The organism is Rhodoferax bucti (assembly GCF_005876985.1).
Lineage (GTDB): Bacteria > Pseudomonadota > Gammaproteobacteria > Burkholderiales > Burkholderiaceae_C > Allorhodoferax > Allorhodoferax bucti.
In genome coordinates, this window is record NZ_VAHD01000003.1 from 98,756 (window position 1) to 119,673 (window position 20,918).

General features: G+C 63.1%; 15 protein-coding genes. 8 read left to right on the plus strand and 7 right to left on the minus strand.

The window, feature by feature from the left end:
* Window positions 1–39 precede the first annotated feature (39 nt).
* Window positions 40–3,519, minus strand: coding sequence for a transcription-repair coupling factor (mfd, locus tag FDM28_RS11535; RefSeq protein ID WP_138515336.1), 3,480 nt, complete (start codon window positions 3,517–3,519; stop codon window positions 40–42).
* Window positions 3,520–3,660: 141 nt separating this feature from the next.
* On the opposite strand from mfd, the gene ispD reads away from it, so the two are divergent.
* Entirely contained in the window at window positions 3,661–4,419 is a 759-nt protein-coding gene (gene ispD, locus FDM28_RS11540; protein WP_138516267.1) for a 2-C-methyl-D-erythritol 4-phosphate cytidylyltransferase, read from the plus strand.
* Between the two features lie 89 nt (window positions 4,420–4,508).
* Window positions 4,509–4,988, plus strand: coding sequence for a 2-C-methyl-D-erythritol 2,4-cyclodiphosphate synthase (gene ispF, locus FDM28_RS11545; RefSeq protein ID WP_138515337.1), 480 nt, complete (start codon window positions 4,509–4,511; stop codon window positions 4,986–4,988).
* An 18-nt stretch (window positions 4,989–5,006) separates the two neighbouring features.
* Here ispF and FDM28_RS11550 read toward each other — a convergent pair whose 3' ends face one another.
* Entirely contained in the window at window positions 5,007–6,419 is a 1,413-nt protein-coding gene (locus FDM28_RS11550) for an ATP-binding protein (RefSeq protein ID WP_138515338.1), read from the minus strand.
* A gap of 16 nt (window positions 6,420–6,435) precedes the next feature.
* Window positions 6,436–7,173: an osmolarity response regulator transcription factor OmpR gene (gene ompR, locus FDM28_RS11555; RefSeq protein ID WP_138515339.1), complete on the minus strand. Its 738-nt coding sequence runs from the start codon at window positions 7,171–7,173 to the stop codon at window positions 6,436–6,438.
* A gap of 182 nt (window positions 7,174–7,355) precedes the next feature.
* On the opposite strand from ompR, the gene FDM28_RS11560 reads away from it, so the two are divergent.
* The 3 genes from FDM28_RS11560 to FDM28_RS11570 are packed head-to-tail and all read left to right on the plus strand — an operon-like array spanning window position 7,356 to window position 13,650.
* Entirely contained in the window at window positions 7,356–9,869 is a 2,514-nt protein-coding gene (locus tag FDM28_RS11560; protein ID WP_138515340.1) for an EAL domain-containing protein, read from the plus strand.
* A complete protein-coding gene (locus FDM28_RS18170) occupies window positions 9,866–11,182 on the plus strand; it encodes an EAL domain-containing protein (RefSeq protein WP_138515341.1) in 1,317 nt (438 codons plus the stop codon). The genes FDM28_RS11560 and FDM28_RS18170 overlap by 4 nt, the downstream gene beginning before the upstream one ends.
* 14 nt (window positions 11,183–11,196) lie before the next feature.
* Window positions 11,197–13,650, plus strand: a complete 2,454-nt coding sequence (locus tag FDM28_RS11570) for a serine/threonine protein kinase (RefSeq protein WP_138515342.1) — start codon at window positions 11,197–11,199, stop codon at window positions 13,648–13,650.
* A 124-nt stretch (window positions 13,651–13,774) separates the two neighbouring features.
* Here the strand turns inward: FDM28_RS11570 and FDM28_RS11575 are convergent, their stop codons facing one another.
* Complete coding sequence (locus FDM28_RS11575) at window positions 13,775–14,545, minus strand: 3-hydroxybutyrate dehydrogenase (protein WP_138515343.1); 771 nt, start codon at window positions 14,543–14,545, stop codon at window positions 13,775–13,777.
* Between the two features lie 70 nt (window positions 14,546–14,615).
* Between FDM28_RS11575 and FDM28_RS11580 the strand changes: the two genes are divergently transcribed.
* Window positions 14,616–15,503, plus strand: a complete 888-nt coding sequence (locus FDM28_RS11580; RefSeq protein ID WP_138515344.1) for an alpha/beta fold hydrolase — start codon at window positions 14,616–14,618, stop codon at window positions 15,501–15,503.
* A 24-nt stretch (window positions 15,504–15,527) separates the two neighbouring features.
* Entirely contained in the window at window positions 15,528–17,843 is a 2,316-nt protein-coding gene (locus FDM28_RS11585; RefSeq protein WP_138515345.1) for a RelA/SpoT family protein, read from the plus strand.
* Window positions 17,844–17,869: 26 nt separating this feature from the next.
* Here FDM28_RS11585 and FDM28_RS11590 read toward each other — a convergent pair whose 3' ends face one another.
* The 3 genes from FDM28_RS11590 to FDM28_RS11600 form a co-directional block, all read right to left on the minus strand.
* Window positions 17,870–18,361: a heme-degrading domain-containing protein gene (locus FDM28_RS11590; RefSeq protein ID WP_138515346.1), complete on the minus strand. Its 492-nt coding sequence runs from the start codon at window positions 18,359–18,361 to the stop codon at window positions 17,870–17,872.
* A gap of 61 nt (window positions 18,362–18,422) precedes the next feature.
* Entirely contained in the window at window positions 18,423–19,439 is a 1,017-nt protein-coding gene (locus tag FDM28_RS11595) for an AraC family transcriptional regulator (RefSeq protein ID WP_138515347.1), read from the minus strand.
* A 27-nt stretch (window positions 19,440–19,466) separates the two neighbouring features.
* Complete coding sequence (locus tag FDM28_RS11600) at window positions 19,467–20,303, minus strand: oxidoreductase (protein ID WP_138515348.1); 837 nt, start codon at window positions 20,301–20,303, stop codon at window positions 19,467–19,469.
* A 207-nt stretch (window positions 20,304–20,510) separates the two neighbouring features.
* On the opposite strand from FDM28_RS11600, the gene FDM28_RS11605 reads away from it, so the two are divergent.
* Complete coding sequence (locus FDM28_RS11605) at window positions 20,511–20,909, plus strand: hypothetical protein (protein WP_138515349.1); 399 nt, start codon at window positions 20,511–20,513, stop codon at window positions 20,907–20,909.
* Window positions 20,910–20,918: the final 9 nt, after the last annotated feature.

The following is a 20,918-nucleotide window of genomic DNA, read 5'->3' on the forward strand; positions in this document are numbered from 1 at the left end:
GCTGGCGCAGATAGGATGTGCGCTAGAGCCTGATTCGGTCTATGCGGAGGCCTTCTCCGCGACGGGTTGCCCCAGAGAGCGCAGGATGTCGCGCACCATCTGCGCCCGGTCTTTGACTTCGGGCAGCTCGCGCTCGATGCGCAGCTTCTCGTTGCCGGCCAGCTTGATGTGCTTGTTCTTCTGGATCAGTTCGATAAGCTTGATCATCTCCACCGGCGGGTTCTTTTTGAAGGTGATGTTCATCACGCCGGGTGCCGCATCGACCTTGATTACGCCGTAGGGCTTGGCGATCACACGTAGGCGGTGCACGTCGATCAGCGTCTGCGCCTGGGGCGGCAGCTTGCCGAAGCGGTCCACAATTTCTTCCAGCAGCCCGTCCACCTGATCGGTGGTTTTGGCGGTGGCCAGCTTTTTGTAGAAGGACAGGCGCAAGTGCACGTCGCCGCAATAGTCGTCGGGCAGCAGGGCGGGGGCGTGCAGGTTGATCTCGGTGGTGACGTTGAGCGGACTGAGTAAGTCGGGCTCCTGGCCGTTTTTGAGGCAGCGCACGGCTTCCGACAGCATTTCGTTGTACAGCTGAAAGCCCACTTCCAGCATGTTGCCGCTCTGGTTTTCGCCCAGCACTTCGCCGGCCCCCCGGATTTCCAGGTCGTGCATGGCCAGGTAAAAGCCGCTGCCCAGCTCTTCCATCTGCTGGATGGCGTCCAAGCGTTGTTGGGCGTGTTTGGTCAGGCCCTCGATGTCGGGCACCATCAGGTAGGCATAGGCTTGGTGGTGGCTTCGCCCCACGCGGCCGCGCAGCTGGTGCAGCTGGGCGAGGCCGAACTTGTCGGCTCGGCTCATGACAATGGTGTTGGCGCTCGGCACGTCAATGCCGGTCTCGATGATGGTGGAGCACAGCAGCAGGTTGTAGCGCTGGGCCACAAAGTCGCGCATCACGGCCTCTAACTGGCGCTCGGGCATCTGGCCATGGGCCACGGCTATACGGGCCTCCGGCAGCAGCTCTTCGAGTTTCTGGCGGCGGTTCTCGATGGTCTCCACCTCGTTGTGCAGGAAGTAGACCTGCCCGCCGCGCTTGAGCTCGCGCAGCACTGCTTCGCGGATCACGCCATTGCCCTCGGTGCGCACAAAGGTTTTGATGGCGAGGCGGCGCTGCGGGGCGGTGGCAATTACGCTCAGGTCGCGCAGGCCTTCGAGTGCCATGCCCAGCGTACGCGGGATAGGGGTGGCGGTGAGCGTCAGTACATCCACCTCAGCGCGCAGCGCCTTCATCTGCTCTTTGTGGCGCACGCCGAAACGGTGCTCTTCGTCGATGATCAAAAGCCCCAGGTTTTTGAACTGGGTGGACTCAGACAAGAGCTTGTGCGTGCCCACCACGATGTCAACCGTGCCATCGGCCACGCCTTTGAGCGCGGCGGTAATTTCCTTGCCACTGCGAAAGCGGCTCATCTCCGCAATCTTCACCGGCCATTTGCTGAAGCGGTCTACCAAGGTCTGAAAATGCTGCTCAGCCAAGAGGGTCGTAGGCGCCAGAAACGCCACCTGCTTGCCCCCGGTGACCGCGATGAATGCGGCGCGCAAGGCCACTTCGGTTTTGCCGAAACCCACATCGCCACAGACCAGGCGGTCCATGGGGCGGGGCGAAATCATGTCCTGGATCACGCAGTGGATGGCGGCCTTCTGGTCAGCGGTTTCATCGAACCCGAAGTCGTTGGCAAAGGTCTCGTAGTCGCCTGGGCTGTAGCGGAAGGGGTGGCCTTCGCGCGCCGCGCGGCGCGCGTAGATGTTGAGCAGCTCGGCCGCACTGTCGCGCACCTGCTCAGCCGCCTTGCGCTTGGCTTTTTCCCACTGGCCGCTGCCCAGGCGGTGCAAGGGCGCCTCATCGGCGCTCACGCCGGTGTAGCGGGAAATCAGCTGCAGCTGGCTGACCGGCACATAGAGCGTGGCTTTGTCGGCGTATTCCAGGTGCAAAAATTCTTGCAACTCAGGCTCTCCCGCCGCGTTCTTGTTGCCCATGTCCATGTGCATCAGGCCCCGGTAGCGGCCGATGCCGTGCGAGCTGTGCACCACCGGGTCACCCACGTTCAGCTCGGAGAGGTCTTTGATCAGCGCTTCCACATCGCTGACCTGTTCCTGTTTTTTGCGGCGGCGGGTGGTGGGGCCTGCGGCAAACAGCTCTGTCTCGGTGATCAGGTCGATGCCGGTTTCCAGCCAGCTGAAGCCTTTGGTCAGGCCCGAGGTGGCAATGCCGATGGGCTCTTTGCTGTCCAGAAACTCCTGCAGGCTGTCAAAGGCGGGCGGGCTGAACTGCGAGGCACGCAAAAAGTCCAGCAGGCTCTCCCGCCGGCCATCGCTTTCGGCCAGCACCAGCAGGCGCTGCTGGGTGTTGCGGGCGTGCTGCTTGAGCAAGGCCAGCGGTTCTTCGGTGCCGCGCACCACGCCCAGCTCGGGCAGGGGGCTGACCTCGGTGAACTCGGTGCCTTCGGACTGAGCACGCACGGCGAGTTGGGCATGTTCGTTCGCCTTGCCATAAAACTGCTCCGTGCCCAAAAACAGGCTCTCGGGCGGCAGCACCGGGCGGTCCGGGTCGCCCTGCACCAGGCGGTACCGGTCTTTGGTGTCTTGCCAGAAACGCTGGAAGGCCGGCTCCAAATCGCCATGCAGCACCACGGTGGCGTCTGCGCCCACGTAGTCGAACACCGTGGCGGTTTCTTCAAAGAACAGCGGCAGGTAGTACTCAATACCCGCGGTGGCCACACCGTTGCCGATGTCTTTGTAAATCCGGCTCTTGGTCGGGTCGCCGTCCAGCAGTTCGCGCCAGCGGCTGCGGAACTTGGCGCGGGCGTCGTCGTCCATGGGGAACTCGCGGCCGGGCAAGAGGCGCACTTCGGGCACCGGATACAAGCTGCGTTGGCTGTCGGGGTCGAAGGTGCGGATGCTGTCGATCTCGTCGTCAAACAAATCCACCCGGTAGGGCACCAGGCTGCCCATGGGGAACAGGTCGATCAGCCCGCCTCGCACCGCGTATTCGCCGGGACTCACCACCTGCGTGACATGGCTGTAGCCCGCCAATGTGAGCTGGCTCTTGAGGCGCGCCTCGTCCAGCTTTTGTTTGACCTTGAATTCAAAGGTGTAGCCCGCCAGAAAGCTGGGGGGCGCCAAGCGGTACAGCGCGGTGGTGGCGGGCACGATGACCACGTCGGCCCCGTTTTCCTTGTCGCGCTGGCTGATGCGCCACAGCGTGGCCAGACGTTCGCTGATCAGATCCTGGTGCGGCGAAAAGGTGTCGTAAGGCAGGGTTTCCCAGTCGGGGAAGAGGGCGCAGCGCAAGTCGGGCGCGAAAAAGGCGATTTCGTCCAGCAAGCGCTGGGCATCGCTGGCGTCTGCCGTGACCACCGTCATGGGCTTGCCGGCTGCTTTTTCCCGGGCGCCCAGGCGCGCCAGCAACATGGCGTCGGCGGAGCCAACGGGGCGGGGCAGGGTGAAACGTTTGCCGGGGGAGAGCTTGGGGAGGTCCATGAATCGGTGTGGTGCAGTCAGGGCGGCCAAAATAGGTGCAGCCGCCTGAAAGGGCGGCTGGCGTGCAATAAGCCCCGCGCCAGAAAAATCCGGCGTGGGGCGTCAGTGCGCTGGGGTGATTTTAGAATGGCCGCTCGCACTATGACCCAGATACCGTCCATATCCCCTTCGTCGCCTGCTGACGCACGCACGGCCCCCTCGCTTCCCGCCGCACCAGCCCGCCTGTGGGGCTTGGTGCCCTGCGCTGGCAACGGCAGCCGGTCTGGCGCAGCGGGCCCCAAGCAATACGCGGTGTTGGGAGGCCGCGCCATGGTGCTGCACACTTTGCAGGCGCTGGCGGCGGTAGAGCGGCTGGCGGGCATTCAGGTGGTGGTGTCTGCGGGGGACACGTTTTTTGAGTCAGCCCCCAAGCTCGTGGGCGCTCCTGTTTTTGTAGCTGCTTGCGGAGGCGCTACGCGCGCCAGCAGCGTTTTTAACGGTATTTCTGCCTTGATGGCCCAAGGTGCGCAGCTGCACGACTGGGTGCTGGTGCACGACGCCGCGCGCTGCTTGATCACCCCCGCTGACGTGAACCGGCTCATAGATGCCTGCCAACACGACGCTGTGGGTGGCCTGCTGGCCCTGAAACTGCCCGACACCTTGAAGCAAGAGCACGGCGGCCGTGTAGCGGCTACCGTGGACCGCAGCGACAAATGGCTGGCCCAAACGCCGCAGATGTTCCGCCTTGGAGCCCTGCAAGCCGCCTTGCAAGCGGCCGGTGATGCGGTGACGGATGAGGCTAGCGCGCTGGAGTTTGTGGGCCAAAGCCCCAAACTGGTCGAAGGCAGTGCCCAGAACTTCAAGGTCACTTACCCGCAGGACTTCGCTTTGGCGGCGGCGGTGCTGGCGGCGCGTGCTTGAGGTCGCGTTTATTACTATCTTTTTTATAGCTGTTCGCGCATATTCCACCTGCGCTAGAGGTCTATTTCAACCCCAACAGGTAACGCACTATGAACATCCGTATCGGTGAAGGCTGGGACACCCACCAACTGGTCGAGGGCCGCAAGCTCATTCTGGGCGGCGTCGAGATTCCGCACACCAAGGGTTTGCTGGGCCACTCGGATGCCGACGCCTTGCTGCACGCCATCACCGACGCGCTGCTGGGTGCCGCAGCACTGGGCGATATCGGCAAGCACTTCCCGGACACCGATGCGCAGTACAAGGGCGCCGATTCCACCGTGTTACTCGCCAAAGTGGCGGCGGACGTGCGGGCGCTGGGCTACCACATCATCAACCTGGACAGCACCGTGATCGCCCAAGCGCCCAAGCTGGCACCGCATATTCAGGCCATGCGGGAGCGCATTGCGTTTGTGCTGGATCTGGATATCGGCTGTGTGAACGTCAAGGCCAAAACGGCCGAGAAAATGGGCCCGGTGGGCGAGGGCCGCGCCATGGAGGCGCGGGCTGTAGTCTTGCTCAGCAAGAGCTGAGTTACCTGCAAAACAAGATCAAAGCCGGGTCGCCCGCTGCAACCGCAGGTGGGCGGTGAGCCCGCCCCGGCTGGAGTTGGCCAGGTGGAAGGTGCCGCCCATGCGTTGCATGGTTTTTTCCACAATCGCCAGCCCCAGGCCGGCGCCATTGGCCGCGGTGCGAGCTGCCTCGCCCCGGAAAAAGGGCTGGGTGAGCTGGTACAGCTGCTCGGGCGCCACGCCGATGCCGTGGTCGCGCACCTTGATCAGCACCCATTTCTCTTTGGCCACTGCGCGGATGTGGATGTCGGCAATGCCGGTGTGCACCGATTTGCCGTAGCGCCGGGCATTTTCCAGCAGGTTGGTCAGCACGCGGCCCAGCTCGACCTCGTCGGCGTAGACCAGCAAGTCGTCTTCCAGCTCTACCTGAATCTGCACATCGTGCAGCTTGCGCATGCTGTAGATGCAGGTGTCCACCACATCGCCCAGCACCACCGGGGTGAGGCTCACCCGGTCAGGACGGGCGTAGTCCAGAAACTTGTCGATGATGGCGTCGAGCTGGCTGATGTCGGCCGCCATGTGGGCACGGGCCTCTTCGTTGCTCACGCTCATCTCGGTTTCCAGTCGCAGGCGGGCCAGAGGCGTGCGCAAGTCGTGCGAGATGCCGGCCAGCATCAGCGCGCGGTCTTGCTCCACCTTGGCCAGCTTTTGGGCCATGCGGTTGAAGCCGATGTTGACCTCGCGGATTTCGCTGGTGTTCACGTGTTCGTCCAACTGGCTGGCGGTGAAATTGCCTTCGCGCATGCGGCTGGCGGCAAAAGACAGCTCCTTCAGCGGGCGGTTGATCAGACCCGCAATCAGCGCAGCACCTGCAAGAGAGAGCACCGCCGCCACCAGCAGCCAGATCAGCCAGGTGGTGCCGCCTGCGGGGTTGAACTTGGTCTGGTCGGTTTGCAGCCAGTAGTCGTCCTTGTCGATCTGGAAGCTCACCCACAGGCCGGGTTGGCCGTTCATGCTGCTGGCGACCACTGTGCCCTGGCCCAGGCGGGTGCCGAGCTCTTCGATCACCTGGCGGCTGAAAGCATCGTTGTTTTTGGAGGCAAAGGTGTCCGTAGGCTCACGCGGCACGATGCGCAGGCCTTCCTCGTCCTTCATGGTTTTGATGAGCGAAATGCGGGCAATGCCGTCCGCATACACCAGCGCGGCCCGGCTCAGGTTGACTTGGGAGGCCAGCAGCTGCGCTGTTTGCACCGCACGCGGCTCAAACTCCAGGGCGCGCAGGGTTTGCAGCCACGCCAGGATGCTGCCGATGAGCAGCACTGCCAGCAGAAAAAAAGTACGCCAAAACAGGCTGACGCGGGAAAACGGCTTGCGCCAGCCGCTGGCGGTGATCTCCTCGGCCAGCTCGGCGGGGGTGCTGGCGTCAAAGTCGGGAATCTGGGTCTGTTGCAAACGCGTCTACCGGTAGTTAGCTGGCGGCCGCTTCATCTGGCACAAAGACATAGCCCACGCCCCATACCGTCTGGATAAAGCGGGGGGTGGTGGGATCGGTCTCCAGCATTTTGCGCAACCGGGAGACTTGCACATCCAGACTGCGGTCAAACGGCTCGAACTCCCGCCCGCGCGAGAGCTGGGCCAGCTTTTCGCGCGACAGGGGAATACGCGGGTGCCGGACCAGGGCCTTGAGCATGGCAAATTCACCGGTGGTGAGGGTGATTTCCTGGTCAGCTTTTTTGAGGGTGCGCAGCCCGAGGTCAAACACAAAGGTGCCGAATTTGACCACTTCGTTGTCGCTGGAAGGAGCGCCGGGGGCCTCCTGTGCAGGCCGGCGGCGCAGCACCGCATGGATGCGGGCCAGCAGCTCGCGGGGGTTGAAAGGCTTGCCCAGGTAATCGTCGGCGCCGACTTCCAGACCCACGATGCGGTCAATGTCTTCGCCTTTGGCGGTGAGCATGATGACCGGCGTGAGATCGTTGGCGGCACGCAGGCGGCGGCAGATGGAGAGGCCGTCTTCGCCCGGCATCATCAGGTCCAGCACGATCAGGTCTGCCGTTTCCCGCAGCATGATGCGGGTGAGCGACTTGCCGTCTTCGGCCAGCAGCACCTCAAACCCTTCCTGGGTGAGGTAGCGGCGCAGCAGGTCGCGGATGCGCGCATCGTCATCCACCACCAGGATTTTGTTGGGTCGGTTGGCTTGGGGCTGCATGGCGTCCTCGAAATATGTAACAAGGCAGATTTTGCGCGGCTGGCGAGCGGAGTCGCCCCCGCCGGGCCCGAGTTTGACACTATGTTACAAATCTTGGGAAGATGACAACGGGCGCGCCATAATGACCCGAACAGGTATTCGGGGAGGATTACTTGGATACACCCTACGCATTTGGAGACGGTTTGCTTCGCTGGCTGCTGACGCTGGCGTTGGGGCTGTGCGTGGCGGGTTTGCTGGGCTGCCTGTGGGTGCAACAGCGCAGCGTGCGCGCCCTGCGCCGGCAAGTAGGCCGGTTGCAGTTGACCATGCAGGCCCTGCCGGACGTGCTGTGCCTGATGGATGCACAGGGCCGCTGTGTGGAGGCGTTGAGCGCCTCTGGCGCCTGTGCAAATCCGGTGCCTGAATCTCAGAGAGGGGCCCTGCTGGAGCACATTCGCGCCACCTTGCACACCGGGGACGTGCGCACGGTGGAGTGCGCTTGGGCAACAGACCAGGGCCTGCGCCAGTTTGAAGTCCGCCTGCACGCGGTGGCGCCGTTGCACAGCGCGGCAGCTGCTGATACCCCCGCAGTGCTGTTGCTGGTGCGCGATGTGACCGAACACCACGCCGCTCAGGAGCGCCTGCGCGCGTCGGAGGCGCGCTTTCGTGGGCTGCTGCAAAACATCAGTTCCGTGGCGGTGCAGGGCTACCGGGCAGACGGCACTATTACCTACTGGAACCGCGCGTCGGAAAAGCTGTACGGCTACCCCGAGGCAGAGGTGCTGGGCCGCGACGGGTTGCAAGCGCTGGTTTCCTTGCCCTACCAGGCGCAGGCGCTGGAGGCCTTGCGCACCATGCACGACACCGGCGAGGCGCTGGCGCCCCAAGAGCTGGTGATGCTGCACAACCACGGCCACGAGGTGCCGGTGCTCTCCAGCTACGCCGCTGTGGAAGGGGCGACGGACCATGCCGAGTTTTTCCGCTTTGATATTGACCTGACCGAGCGCAAGCGCACCGAAGCGGAGTTGCGGGTGGCCGCCACTGCCTTTGAAGCCCAAGAGGGCATGATGGTGACCAACGCCCAGCGGGAAATTTTGCGGGTCAACCAGGCCTTCACCCGAATTTCCGGCTACGAGGATTACGAGGTGCTGGGCCGCCAGCCCACCATGTTCAGCTCAGGCTGGCACGACAACGCGTTCTACAAGGAAATGAATGACACCCTGGTCGAGAAAGGCACTTGGGAGGGCGAAATCTGGAACCGGCGCAAAAACGGCGAGGTGTATCCGCAGTGGCTGCATGTGACGGCGGTGGCGGATGACACCGGTGCTGTGAGCCACTATGTGGCCACCGTGACCGACATCACCCAGCGCAAGGCGGCGGAAGACCAGATCCGGCAACTGGCGTTTTACGACCCGCTCACCGGCCTGCCCAACCGGCGCATGCTGCTGGACCGGCTGCGCCACGCCCTGGCCAGCAGTGCCCGCAGCGGTGCCTGCGGCGCCTTGCTGTTCATTGATCTGGACCACTTCAAAACCCTGAACGACACCCTGGGCCATGACAAAGGCGATTTATTGTTGCAGCAAGTGGCCCAGCGCCTGCTCGACACAGTGCGGGAGGAAGACACCGTGGCCCGCCTAGGCGGCGATGAATACGTGGTGATGCTCGAAGGGCTGGACGCCGCCCACGATGCGGCGGCGTCGCAGGCCACTTTGGTGGGAGAAAAAATCATTACCACCCTGAACCGCCCCTACAACCTGGCGGGCCACGAATTTCATAGCACCCCGAGTGTGGGCTTGACGCTGTACAGCGGGCACGAGGTCGGGGTGGACGAGCTGCTCAAGCAGGCTGACTTGGCCATGTACCAAGCCAAAAACGCCGGCCGCAATGGCATGCAGTTTTTTGACCCGCAGATGCAGGCGGCGGTAAGCCGGCGTGCGGAGTTGGAGGCCGACATCCGCCAAGGCATTTTGCAAGGCCAGTTTGCACTGCACTACCAGCCGCAGGTGGATGTGAACGGCACGGTGCTGGGTGCAGAGGCCCTGCTGCGCTGGCAACACCCGGTGCGCGGTGCCGTGTCCCCGGCCGAGTTCATTCCGGTGGCCGAGGAGTCGGGCCATATTTTGAACCTGGGCAGCTGGGTGCTCGACACCGCCTGCGCCCAGTTGGTGGAATGGGCACGGCACCCCGCCACGGAGGCACTCACGCTGGCGGTGAATGTGAGTTCGCGGCAGTTCCGCCAGCAGGATTTTGCCGACTACATCCTCGGCCTGCTGGACTACACCGGTGCCAACCCCAAGCGCCTCAAGCTGGAGCTGACCGAGAGCCTGCTGGCCGATAACCTGGACGACGTGATCACCAAAATGTCTGCCCTGCGGGCGCGGGGTGTGGGCTTCTCGCTGGATGACTTTGGCACCGGCTATTCCTCGCTGTCCTACCTCAAGCGCCTGCCGCTGGACCAGCTCAAGATCGACCAGAGCTTTGTGCAGGATGTGCTCACCGACCCCAACGACGCGGCGATAGTGCAAACCATTGTGGCCCTGGGCCGCACCCTGGGCATGGCGGTGATTGCCGAAGGCGTGGAAACCCAGCCACAGCAGCGCTTTCTGTTTGACAATGGCTGCACCATGTACCAAGGCTATTTGTTCAGTCGCCCCTTGCCGGCAGAGGCGTTTGCCGGGTTTGTGGTGGCGTCGGCATCCCGGCTGGAGCCCGCATGAGTTCGCCAGACCTCGCCGAGAACATCCACATCCGCCGCATCCGCTTGCTGTTGTGGTTTGCTGCGGGGTTGACGGCGCTGCTCGGAGGCAGCTGGGCCGTGTTTTTTGCGTGGCGGGGTGACGTCAATATTTTTCTGGTGGATTTGTCGCTGCTGGTGCTAGGCGGCTTGGTGGGCTGGCTCACCCACAAGCGGCGGACCCGGTTGGCTTTTCTGGTGACGCTGGGGGTTGCGTATCTGGTAATCGTGGGCATGTCCTTGTTTTTTGATGTGCCCCGCGAGGATGCGCCGCGCACCTCCCACCTGTACCTGCTGGTGATGATGATGGCGTGCACCCTGGTCTTGCGGGGGGAGTCGCGGTGGTTGCGTTGGGGCGCGCCCGCGGTGCTGGGCGTGACGTTTATTGTTTTCGCCAGTACTACCTGGGGCTTTGAGTCGGAGTACCTGATTGCCACCTCCATCCGCCGCTACGGGGGCTGGGTGCATGGCGGTATTGCGGTGATTGGTTTGATGGCGCTGGTACACATCATGCTCGCCGATGTGGCTGAGGCCAACTGGCTGGAGCTGGAGTTGCGCAAGGGGCTGACGCGCAAAGAGTTCTTTTTGGTCTATCAGCCGCAGGTGCGTGCGGATGGTGTTGTGGTGGGGGCTGAGGCCCTGATCCGCTGGAAGCACCCCAAGCTGGGGCTGGTGCCGCCGGGCCAATTTATTACCGCCGCGGAAGACACGGGTTTGATTTTGCCCATTGGCGAGTGGGTGCTGCAAACCGCCTGTGCCACCTTGTCCACCTGGGCAAAAACGCCTGCACTGGCCGGCTTGACGCTGTCGGTCAACGTCAGCGCCAAGCAGTTTTTACAGCCCAGTTTTGTGCAGCAAGTGGCCGATGTGCTGGCGGCCAACGGCGTGCCGCCGGACCGCCTCAAGGTGGAGCTCACCGAGAGCATGCTGGTGCATGACATGAATGACATCGTCCAAAAAATGCACCTGCTGCACAGCCTGGGCGTGGGCTGCTCGCTGGATGATTTTGGTACCGGCTTTTCCTCGCTCAGCTACCTCAAAAAATTACCGCTCGACCAGCTCAAGATCGACCAGTCTTTTGTGCGCGATGTGCTCACCGACCCGAGCGATGCTGCCATCGCCCGCACGGTACTGCAGCTGGGGGAGAGTTTGGGTTTCTCGGTGATTGCCGAGGGCGTGGAAACCGCCGGGCAGCGCGACTTTTTGCTTGCCCACCGCTGTGAGTTGTTTCAGGGCTATTTGTTCAGCCGTCCGCTGTCGTTGGCTGATTTTGAGACCTATGTCTCTCATCTGTAATTTGTAGTTGTCTCATGCCCGATTTATTGAATGCCAGTGCCGCCCCTGATGTGCTGGCCCACCCCGATGCCAGCGCACAGTTGGGCCGGTTTGAGTTGATTCGCATGCTGGGCCAAGGGGCGCAGAGCACCGTGTGGCTGGCGTTTGACCCCCGCATGGAGCGCGAAGTCGCCATCAAGGTGTTGCGCACCTCGGTAGGGGCGGACGAGCAGGCGGTGGCCAAGTGGTTGCAGGAAGCCCGCAGTGTGGGCCGGGTCACGCACCCCAACATCGTGCCGGTGTACGAGGCCGATATTCACGGCATCCAGCCCTACCTGGTGTTTGAGTACATCGCAGGCCACACGCTGGACCACATGGTGCGGCAGCAGGGCGCCTTGCCCGCCACCCAGGCCGTGGCCTTGATGCTGGATGTGCTGGATGCGGTGGGTGTCGCCCACGCCGCCGGCGTGGTGCACCGGGATTTGAAGCCTTCCAACATCCTGATCGATACGGCGGGCCGGGCGCGCATTATGGATTTTGGGATCGCCGCCCGCATCCGTCAGGCCGGCCATGCCGGTGAGGATGCCAGCCATGCGGGCACCATTGGCTACCTGTCGCCCGAAGTCGCCCATGGTGTGGCGCCTGCGCCGGCCATGGATATTTTTTCTGCCGGGCTGGTGCTGGCCGAAATGCTGATGGGCCGGCAACTGCTGCAAGAGTCAGACCCTTACCGCGCGCTTTACCGCGTCACCCACGAGCAGCTGACGCTGCCGCAGGTGATGCCGGCGGGGGTGGATGACCAGCTGCGCGCCATTGTGCACAGGGCCTTGGCGCTGGACAGCACCCAGCGCTTCGCCCGCGCAAGCGATTTCTTTGCCGCTCTGGAAGCGTGGATGCAAGCCTTGCAGGGTGCATCCACGCAAAGCGATGCGGCCCACAACGCCACGCTGGAGTTTTTACTGCGCCGCATGCGGCACAAGAGTGACTTTCCGGCGCTCTCCGACTCGGTGAGCCGCATCCAAAGCATGGCCAGCTCGGACAAAGAGAGCGTGGGCAGTGTTACCAACGAAATTCTCAAGGACGTGGCCCTCACCAACAAGCTATTGCGGCTGGTGAACAGCGCCCACTTTGCCCGGGGTGGCAGCATCAGCACCGTGTCGCGCGCGGTGCAGTTGGTGGGGTTCAACGGCATACGCAACATGGCCTTGAGCCTGGTGCTGCTGGAGCACATGCAGGATAAAATCCATGCCGCCATGCTCAAAGAGGAGTTTTTACGCTCCCTGATGGCCGGCTCCATTGGCGGCGAGTTGTGCCCGGTGCTGCGAGAGAGCGAGGAGGCGTTTATCGGCTCCATGTTTCAGAACCTCGGGCGCTTGCTGGCCAAGTTTTACTTTCCGGAAGAGGCCGCCCGCGTGCGCAGCCTGATGCAGTCCGCCCGCGACCCGATGACCGAGCTTGCTGCCGCCACCAGCGTGCTGGGCCTGACCTACGAGGACCTGGGTGTGGGCATTGCCAAAACCTGGGGCTTGCCCACAGGCATCCAGCGCTGCATGCGCAAGCCGGCGGGGGCGCCACCGTCGGCCGCGCCGCAAGACACGGCGGAGCGCATCCGCTGGATTGCGCTGGCCTCCAACGAAATTGCGGATGTGCTGCTCCACAGCGAAGCCCGCGAGGTGGATGCCCGCATTGCCAGCGTGGTGAAGAAATACGCCCAAGCCATGGGCAGCAGCGGCAAGGCGGTCACCGAGGCCACTTTGCGGGCCCGCCAGAAACTGGTGGAGCTGGCGCAGGCCATGGAGTTGACGATTGCTCCCGGCTCTGCGGCTGCCAAACTGCTGCAATTACCGGCGGATACCGCCAACGCACCTGCCAGCCCGCCTCACGAGACCGATGGCAACCTGGGCAGCTTCGCCTTGCACGCTACCCAGGCAGCACCGCTGGACGAGCCGGGAGACCCGGTGGTGCGCAGCTCGCGGGTGGCCGAAACCTTGTCGGCCGGCATTCAGGACATCACCAACGCCATGGTGGAGGACTTCAAGCTCACCGACGTGCTGCGCATGATTCTGGAAACCATGCTGCGTGCGCTGGAGTTCGACCGCATCATTTTTTGCATGCGCGATGCCAAAACCGAGATGATGACCGGCCGCTTCGGGCTGGGGCAGGGCGTGGAGCTGCACACCAAGGGCTTCAAAACCCACTTGAAGGCGACCACGCCGGACTTGTTTGGCGTGGTGTGCATCCGCGGGGCAGACACCATGATTAGCGATGCCACCGAGCCTCGCATCGTGCAGCGCTTGCCGGGCTGGTACCGCACCGGCTTGAATGCGCCCGCGTTTTTGCTGCTGCCCTTGCACATCAAGGGGGCCCCCTTCGGCTTGATTTATGCCGACAAGCTGCAGCACGGCACGCTGGACCTGGATGAGAAAGAGCTGGCCTTGCTGCGCACCCTGCGCAACCAGGCGGTGATGGCCTTCAAGCAATCCAGCTAAGCATTCGCGGCACGTAAAAAAAGCCTCTGCAAACTTTTGCAGAGCATTTTGCTTTCAATTTGCTATTTATTTGATAGCTGCTTGCGCTTACTTATCGGGCGCTAGAGCCCGATTTGACTTGAAATTACTGCGCTGTCCAGCCACCGTCCATATTCCACGCCACACCGCGCACGTTGTCGCCAGCGGGAGAGCAGAAGAACACCGCCAAGGCGCCCAGCTCCTCGGGCGTGGTGAATTGCATGGAGGGTTCTTTCTCGCCCAGCAGTTGTTTGGTGGCGTCCCCGTTGCTGATGCCTTGCGCGGCAGCTTTGGCGTCCACCTGCTTTTGCACCAGCGGGGTCAGCACCCAGCCGGGGCAGATGGCGTTGCAGGTCACGCCGGTGGTGGCGTTTTCCAGAGCCGTCACCTTGGTCAGGCCCACCACACCGTGTTTGGCCGCCACATAGGCCGATTTTTCGGCGGAGCCCACCAGCCCGTGGACCGACGCCACGTTGATGATGCGGCCCCAGTTCTTCGCCTGCATGCCGGGCAGGGCCAGGCGCGTGGCGTGGAAGGCGCTGCTCATGTTGATGGCGATGATGGCGTCCCACTTTTCGATGGGGAAGTTTTCGACCCGCGCCACATGCTGGATGCCGGCGTTGTTGACCAGAATGTCCACGCCGCCAAAGGTGGCCTTGGCGTGTTCGATCATGGCTTCGATCTCGGCGGGCTTGCTCATGTCCGCGCCGTGGTAGGTCACTTGCACGCCCAGGGCGGCCACTTCGGCCTTGGGGCCCTCCACATCACCAAAGCCGTTGAGCACGATGTTGGCGCCTTGGGCGGCCAGTGCCTTGGCGATACCCAAACCGATGCCGCTGGTGGAGCCGGTAACGAGGGCGGTTTTACCTTTCAACATGCTGCTTCCTTCTCAAAGTGATGGGGGGATTCCATTAGGATGTGGTCATTATCAAACGAGTGATTGCACCATGGCTGAACCTACGCTGAACTACGTACCCTGCGCTGATGCCAACGGCCCGCGCCGCATGGCGTATTGGCAGTGGGGCGAGGCGGATGCCACCCACACGGTGGTGTGTGTGCATGGTCTCTCGCGCCAGGGCCGCGACTTTGATGTGCTGGCCCAAGCGCTGGTGGCCCGCTCTCCACAGCCCATTCGCGTGGTGTGCCCCGATGTGGCCGGCCGTGGCCAGAGTGATTGGCTCCAAGACCCCGCAGGCTATGGCGTGCCAACCTATGCCGGCGACATGCTCGGGCTGCTGGCCCACCTCAAGCCCACCACCCTGGATTGGGTCGGCACCAGCATGGGCGGGTTGATAGGGCTCGCCGTGTGTGCGCATGCCGCGTCGGTCGGTGTGCCGGTGCGCAAGCTGGTGCTCAACGATGTGGGGCCGGTCATCCAGTGGTCATCCTTGCAGCGCATCGGCACCTACCTGGGGCGTGCGGGCACCTTCGGTTCCGTACAACAAGCCGCTGATGCGATGTGGGCGATCTCCAGCAGTTTCGGGCCGCACACACCGGCGCAGTGGCTGGAGTTGTCGCGCCACATGGTCAAGTCCTTGCCTGATGGCACGGTGGGCCTGCATTACGACCCGGCGATTGCCATCCCTTTCCGCGCGGTGACCGAAGAGTTGGCCGCAGCCGGGCAAGCCCAGCTCTGGCAGCTGTATGACAGCCTGAGCACCGACACGCTGCTGCTGCGCGGTGCAGATTCCGATCTTTTGTCACCCGAGACGGCACAAGCCATGACCCAGCGTGGCCCGAAAGCCCGCCTGGTGGAGTTTGCGGGTGTGGGCCATGCCCCGACCCTGATTGCGCAGGACCAACTGGACGCTGTGACTTCTTTTTTGCTGGGGTAGCTACCCCGGCGTTGTGAGCCTTTCATGAAAAGTTTGTACGCCGGGGACATTCCCTTGGCCCCCCCGCAAGTGATTGCGGCCACCGCAGACAGCCTGCCCGAGCAGGCCGGTGCCTTGCAGCGCGCCCGCGCTTTTGCCGAGCCCTTGCTGGCGACCGAGTCGGTGGATACCGGCGAAAACGTGTTGCAGCACGCGGATGCCGTGGCCGCCATCTTGCGCACCATTGGCGGCTCCGAGGCCATGCAGGCCGCCAGCTACCTGGTGTATGCCTGTGACCACCTCAACAAGCCGCACGAAGTGATTGCCAAAGCGTTTGGCGACAACTTTGCCGACCTCGCAATGGAGACCACCAAGCTGGTGCGCCTGCAGCGTATGGCGCGCCTGGCGCAGCAGTCGGCCAGCCACAGCAGCAGTGCGGCACCCATGGCGCAGACGGCCGGTCCCGCCGGGCCGTCCCAAGGGGCCGATAGCCCCCTTGGGGGGCAGCGACTCGCGCAGCGATGGAGCGTGGGGGCACCTGGTCTGCAGACCGAGAGCGTACGCAAGATGCTGCTGGCCTTCAGCAAGGACCTGCGCGTGGTCATGCTCCGCTTGGCCTCGCGCCTGCAGACCTTGCGCCACTTTGCGGCTACCAAACTGCCGGTGCCACCGGGGCTGGCCTCCGAGGCTCTGCAAGTGTTCGCACCTTTGGCCAACCGGCTGGGCATCTGGGAAATCAAGTGGGAGATGGAAGACTTGTCTTTCCGTTTTATGGAGCCCGACACCTACAAGCAGGTTGCCAAGCTGCTGGACGAAAAGCGGGCCGAGCGCGAAGCCTCGGTCGAGCGTCTGCGCCTGCAACTGGCCGACGAGCTGGCCGCCCAAGGCGTGCACGCCACCGTGCAGGGCCGGCCCAAGCACATCTATAGCATCGTCAAGAAGATGCGAGGCAAATCGCTGGGTTTCGATCAGGTGTACGACATCCGCGCGCTGCGCATCGTAGTGCCCACGGTGCCGGATTGCTACGCGGCGCTCAGCCTGGTGCACACCCGCTTTACGCCCATTACCGAAGAATTTGACGACTACATCGCCCGGCCCAAGCCCAATGGCTACCAGTCGCTGCACACCGTGGTGCGCGATGCGGGCAGCCAACCCATTGAGGTGCAAATCCGCACCCAGGCCATGCACGACCATGCCGAGCATGGCGTGGCCGCCCACTGGGCCTACAAAGAGGCGGGCGCCAAAGGCTATGGCGGTAGCGTGACGGCAGCGGGTGCGTATGACGCCAAGATTGCCGTGCTGCGCCAGTTGCTGGCCTGGGAGCGTGATCTCTCTGGCGCGCACGCATCTGATGGGCAAGGCATGTTTGACGACCGCATCTACGTGCTCACGCCGGATGCCGCCATCGTGGAACTGCCCCAGGGCGCGACCGCTGTGGACTTTGCCTACAGCGTGCACACCAACCTGGGCCACCGTTGCCGCGGCGCCAAGGTGGATGGCGCCATGGTGCCGTTGAATACGCCCCTCAAAAACGGCCAGACCGTGGAAGTGACCGCGGTGAAAGAGGGCGGCCCCTCGCGCGACTGGCTCAACCCTGAACTGGGCTACCTGGTCAGCCACCGCGCGCGCGCCAAGGTGCGCGCCTGGTTCAATGCGCTGGCCATGGGCGAAACCATGGCCAAGGGCCGCGAGGCGGTGGAAAAGCTGCTGCAGCGTGAGGGCAAAACCGCCATCAAGCTCGACGATCTGGCCAACCAGCTGGGCTTCAACCATGCCGACGCCCTGTTTGAGGTGGTGGGCAAAGACGAGTTTTCGTTGCGCAACATCGAACTGCTGCTGCGCCCGCCCGAGCCTGTGGGCGCACAAGACGACTACATGCCGCTCAAAAAGCCGCGCGGTGTGTCCGGCGGCAAGGGCGGGGTGCTGGTGGTAGGTATCGACTCGCTGATGACCCAGTTGGCCAAGTGCTGCAAACCGGCGCCACCCGATTTGATCAGCGGTTTTGTGACACGCGGTAAAGGCGTGAGCGTGCACCGGTCGGACTGCTCCAACCTGCGCAACATGGTGCAACGCAGTGGCGACCGTTTGATTGAAGTGGAGTGGGGCGCACCCGGTGGCAAAGATGGCAACGTCTACCCAGTGGACGTGGCGGTCGAGGCCATGGACCGCCAGGGGCTGCTGCGCGATATCTCAGAGGTGTTTGCCAAGGAAAAGATGAACGTCATCGGCGTGCAGACCCAGTCTGTCAAAGGCACGGCGTGGATGACGTTTACCGTGGAAGTGGCCGAGTCCGGCCGCTTGGCGCGGGTGCTCAAAATCGTGAACGAGCTCTCCGGCGTGCGCTCGGCGCGGCGACGCTAGTTCGTGAGGGGCCAGTCCGCTACGAATCAGTCCAGCGCGACGTCTGACAAGGGTACCCCGCACAACTCGGCCAGTGCGCGGATGACCATGCCGTGGTCATCCCGCTGCGGGATGCCTGAGACGGTAACCACCCCCACCACCCCCACGCCGCGCACCCGCAGGGGCACGCTGCCGCCATGCGCTGTGAAGTCCCGCAAGGGCAAGCCCAGCTTGGCCTCCAGGGTGGTGCCTTCTTTGTCCAACTTGAGGTTGAGCGCGTAAGAGCTGGTGTGCAGCAGCTCGACCGCGTTGCGCTTGCGCCGCGCCCAATCGGCGTTGGTGGGGCCGGTGCCGGGCATGCTGTAGAAAAACACGGTCTCTTTGCCCAAGCGGATTTCAATCGCCAAGGCCACGCCAGCCTCCTCGCTGAAGGTTTTGATGCGGGTGCCCAGGGTCCAGGCGGTGCCCTGGTCAAAGGCATCGAATATCAGGCGCTCTTCTTGCAGTGCGAGGCGAGCAATGTCGGTGTCGTGGGGCATGGTTTTGCTATGAATTTGGTAGCTGGTTGCGCATATTCTATGGGCGCTAGGTACGTTTTTGTTATGGGTTCATCGCACTCTGGCGCGGCATGTTGCTGCGGAACTGGCCGGGCGTACTGCCCGTCCAGCCCTTGAAGGCGCGGATGAACGAGTTGCCATCCTGAAAACCCAATAGCCAAGATACCTCGCCCGGCGTAATGGCCTCTTGCCGCAGGTAGTGCTCTGCCAGTTCGCGGCGGGTACGGTTGAGCACATCCTGAAAGCTCAGGCCCTCGGCGAGCAGCTGCCGCTGCAGAGTGCGCCGGCTGGTAAGTAGCTTGGTGGCTACATCGTCGATGCCGCTGCGCCCGCCGGGCAGCAACTCCAGCAGGGCGCTGTGCACCCGCTCAGAGGCTTTGGCGGTGTGGTCGAGGTCCGTGATGCGCTTCATCAAGGCCGGCTCAAAGCTCTCCCACATGGCGTTGTCTTCCGTCAAAAACGGGTGCGCGGCGTCTTGCGGGCTGAAGGTGATGCGGTTGCATGCTGCCGCTTGCAAGGGGCAGCCGAAATACGCCTCCAGCGGAGCGCAGTGTTTCGGCAGCTGCACCAGCTCCACGCGCAGGGGCACCACCTTTTTGCGGGTGGCCAGTCGCGCCAGCTGGGTGAAAAATACCATTTCAGTAGCGGCGAGACTGCGGGGCAGGGGCCCCTCGTAGCCGTAGCAACTCAAATCTGCCGAGGTGCCGTGGGGAGTGACCTCCACCTCCAGAATCATGGGCCCGATAAGGCGCTTGAAGCTGGAGAGTCGCTTCAGCGCTACCTGCAGGTTGGGCGCACACAGGCTGGCGAAGATGGGCGGGTCAAACGCCTCCACCGATAGGGCCCGGCTGATGCGCAGGGGCAGGTCGTCACCGCCGGCCACATGCTCCATGCCATTCCAGAAATTGAAGAAATCTGCCGGGCTCAGGCTGGCATCCGGCCGCGCAAACAAATCACCCGGCAAGCCGGCCCAGGCCAAGACCTCGCTGGCTGGAAGCCCCATGTCGGCCAGCAGCAGCTTCCAGCCGCGCTGAATGGCGAATTTGCTGGCGTGTTTCACCGGCGGTCTCCTAGGGAGTGGACATGCTTATTTCACCTGGCTCATGACCGCCATGTCAAAGAAGCGGTCGCCGAACCACTTGCGGATGAACATCAGCGGTTTGGCCATTTTGCCCGCCACGTAGCGGGTGTTGGGGCGGCGGGCGCTGATGGCTTGTGCGATCACCTCGGCAATGACGGAGGGCGGGGATGATGCATTCGGTTTGCTGTACGCATCCCGCGTGGCCTTGGCCATGCTGTGGGCCAGCTTGGCGTACGGGCCCGTGCCGGAGCGCTCCAGCAGCGGGCCGGCGGCCACATCTCCGAACTCGGTGGCGATGATGCCGGGCTCCACAATGACTACCTGGATGCCCAAGGGCGCCAGCTCCAGGCGCAGGCAATCACTCCAGCCTTCCAGGGCGTGTTTGGTGGCGTGGTACCAGCTGCCCAATGGGGTGTACATCTTGCCGCCCATGGACGAGATGTTGATGATGCGCCCGCGCTGTTGGCTGCGCATGTGGGGCAGCACCAGCTGGGTCAGACGCGCCAAGCCGAAGAAGTTCACCTCAAACTGGTAGCGCGCATCGGCCATCGTGGTGTCTTCCATGGCACCGTAGATGCCGAAGCCGGCGTTGTTCACCAGCACGTCCACGCCGCCATGGGCTGCGGTGATTTGCGCGATACCGGCTTGCATTTGGGCTTCATCAGTGACATCCATTTTGAGCGGATGGGCGCCCAGTGCCTGCAGGTCTTGCATCAGCTCGATGCGGCGGGCAGCGGTGTAAACCACATGGCCCTGGCGGAGCAGCAGCTTGGCCGCCTCTTTCCCCATGCCGGACGAGGCACCGGTGATCAGAACGACTTGGGGGCGGGAGGGTGTGGGCATGGCGGTTTCCTGTGAATGCAATGTGGGGTGTGGATCGGATGTTGGAATCGTAGGCAGCAACACGTGCCACGTCACTCGCCATTCGCGCCAAGGCGCATGCAAATTGCGCCGTCGCGCGGTTTTTAGGTGCTAAAAGATGTTTTGTCTAATTTTGTTTAAAGCAATAAAATTGTTATTTATTTATTTAATTAATTTATTGAGGCCAGTATGTGGAATGTATCGACCCAATCGTTTGGTTTTGTGCTGACTTTTGCCGGCAGCCCCACCGCCATTGAGCTGGAAGAGTGGATTGAGGAATCCAAAAACCGTCTGGCGGGCCCCTTGCCTGCGGGCTGGGGCTTGGTGGTGGACATGCGCGACCTCAAACCCCTGGCCGCCGACGCCCAAGCCGTGATGGCCAAGGGCCAACTGGAGTACAAAAGCAAGGGCATGACACGCGTGGCCGTGGTGATGACCGATGCGATTGCCATCATGCAGTTCCGCCGCCTCGGACGGGGCACCGGCGTTGACAAGGTGGAGCGCTTTGTGAATTCGCAAACCACGCCGAATTGGCAATCGGTGGCCAAGGCCTGGGTGGTCTCCGGCACCGAGCCACCCGCCGCCTGATCCGCTGGC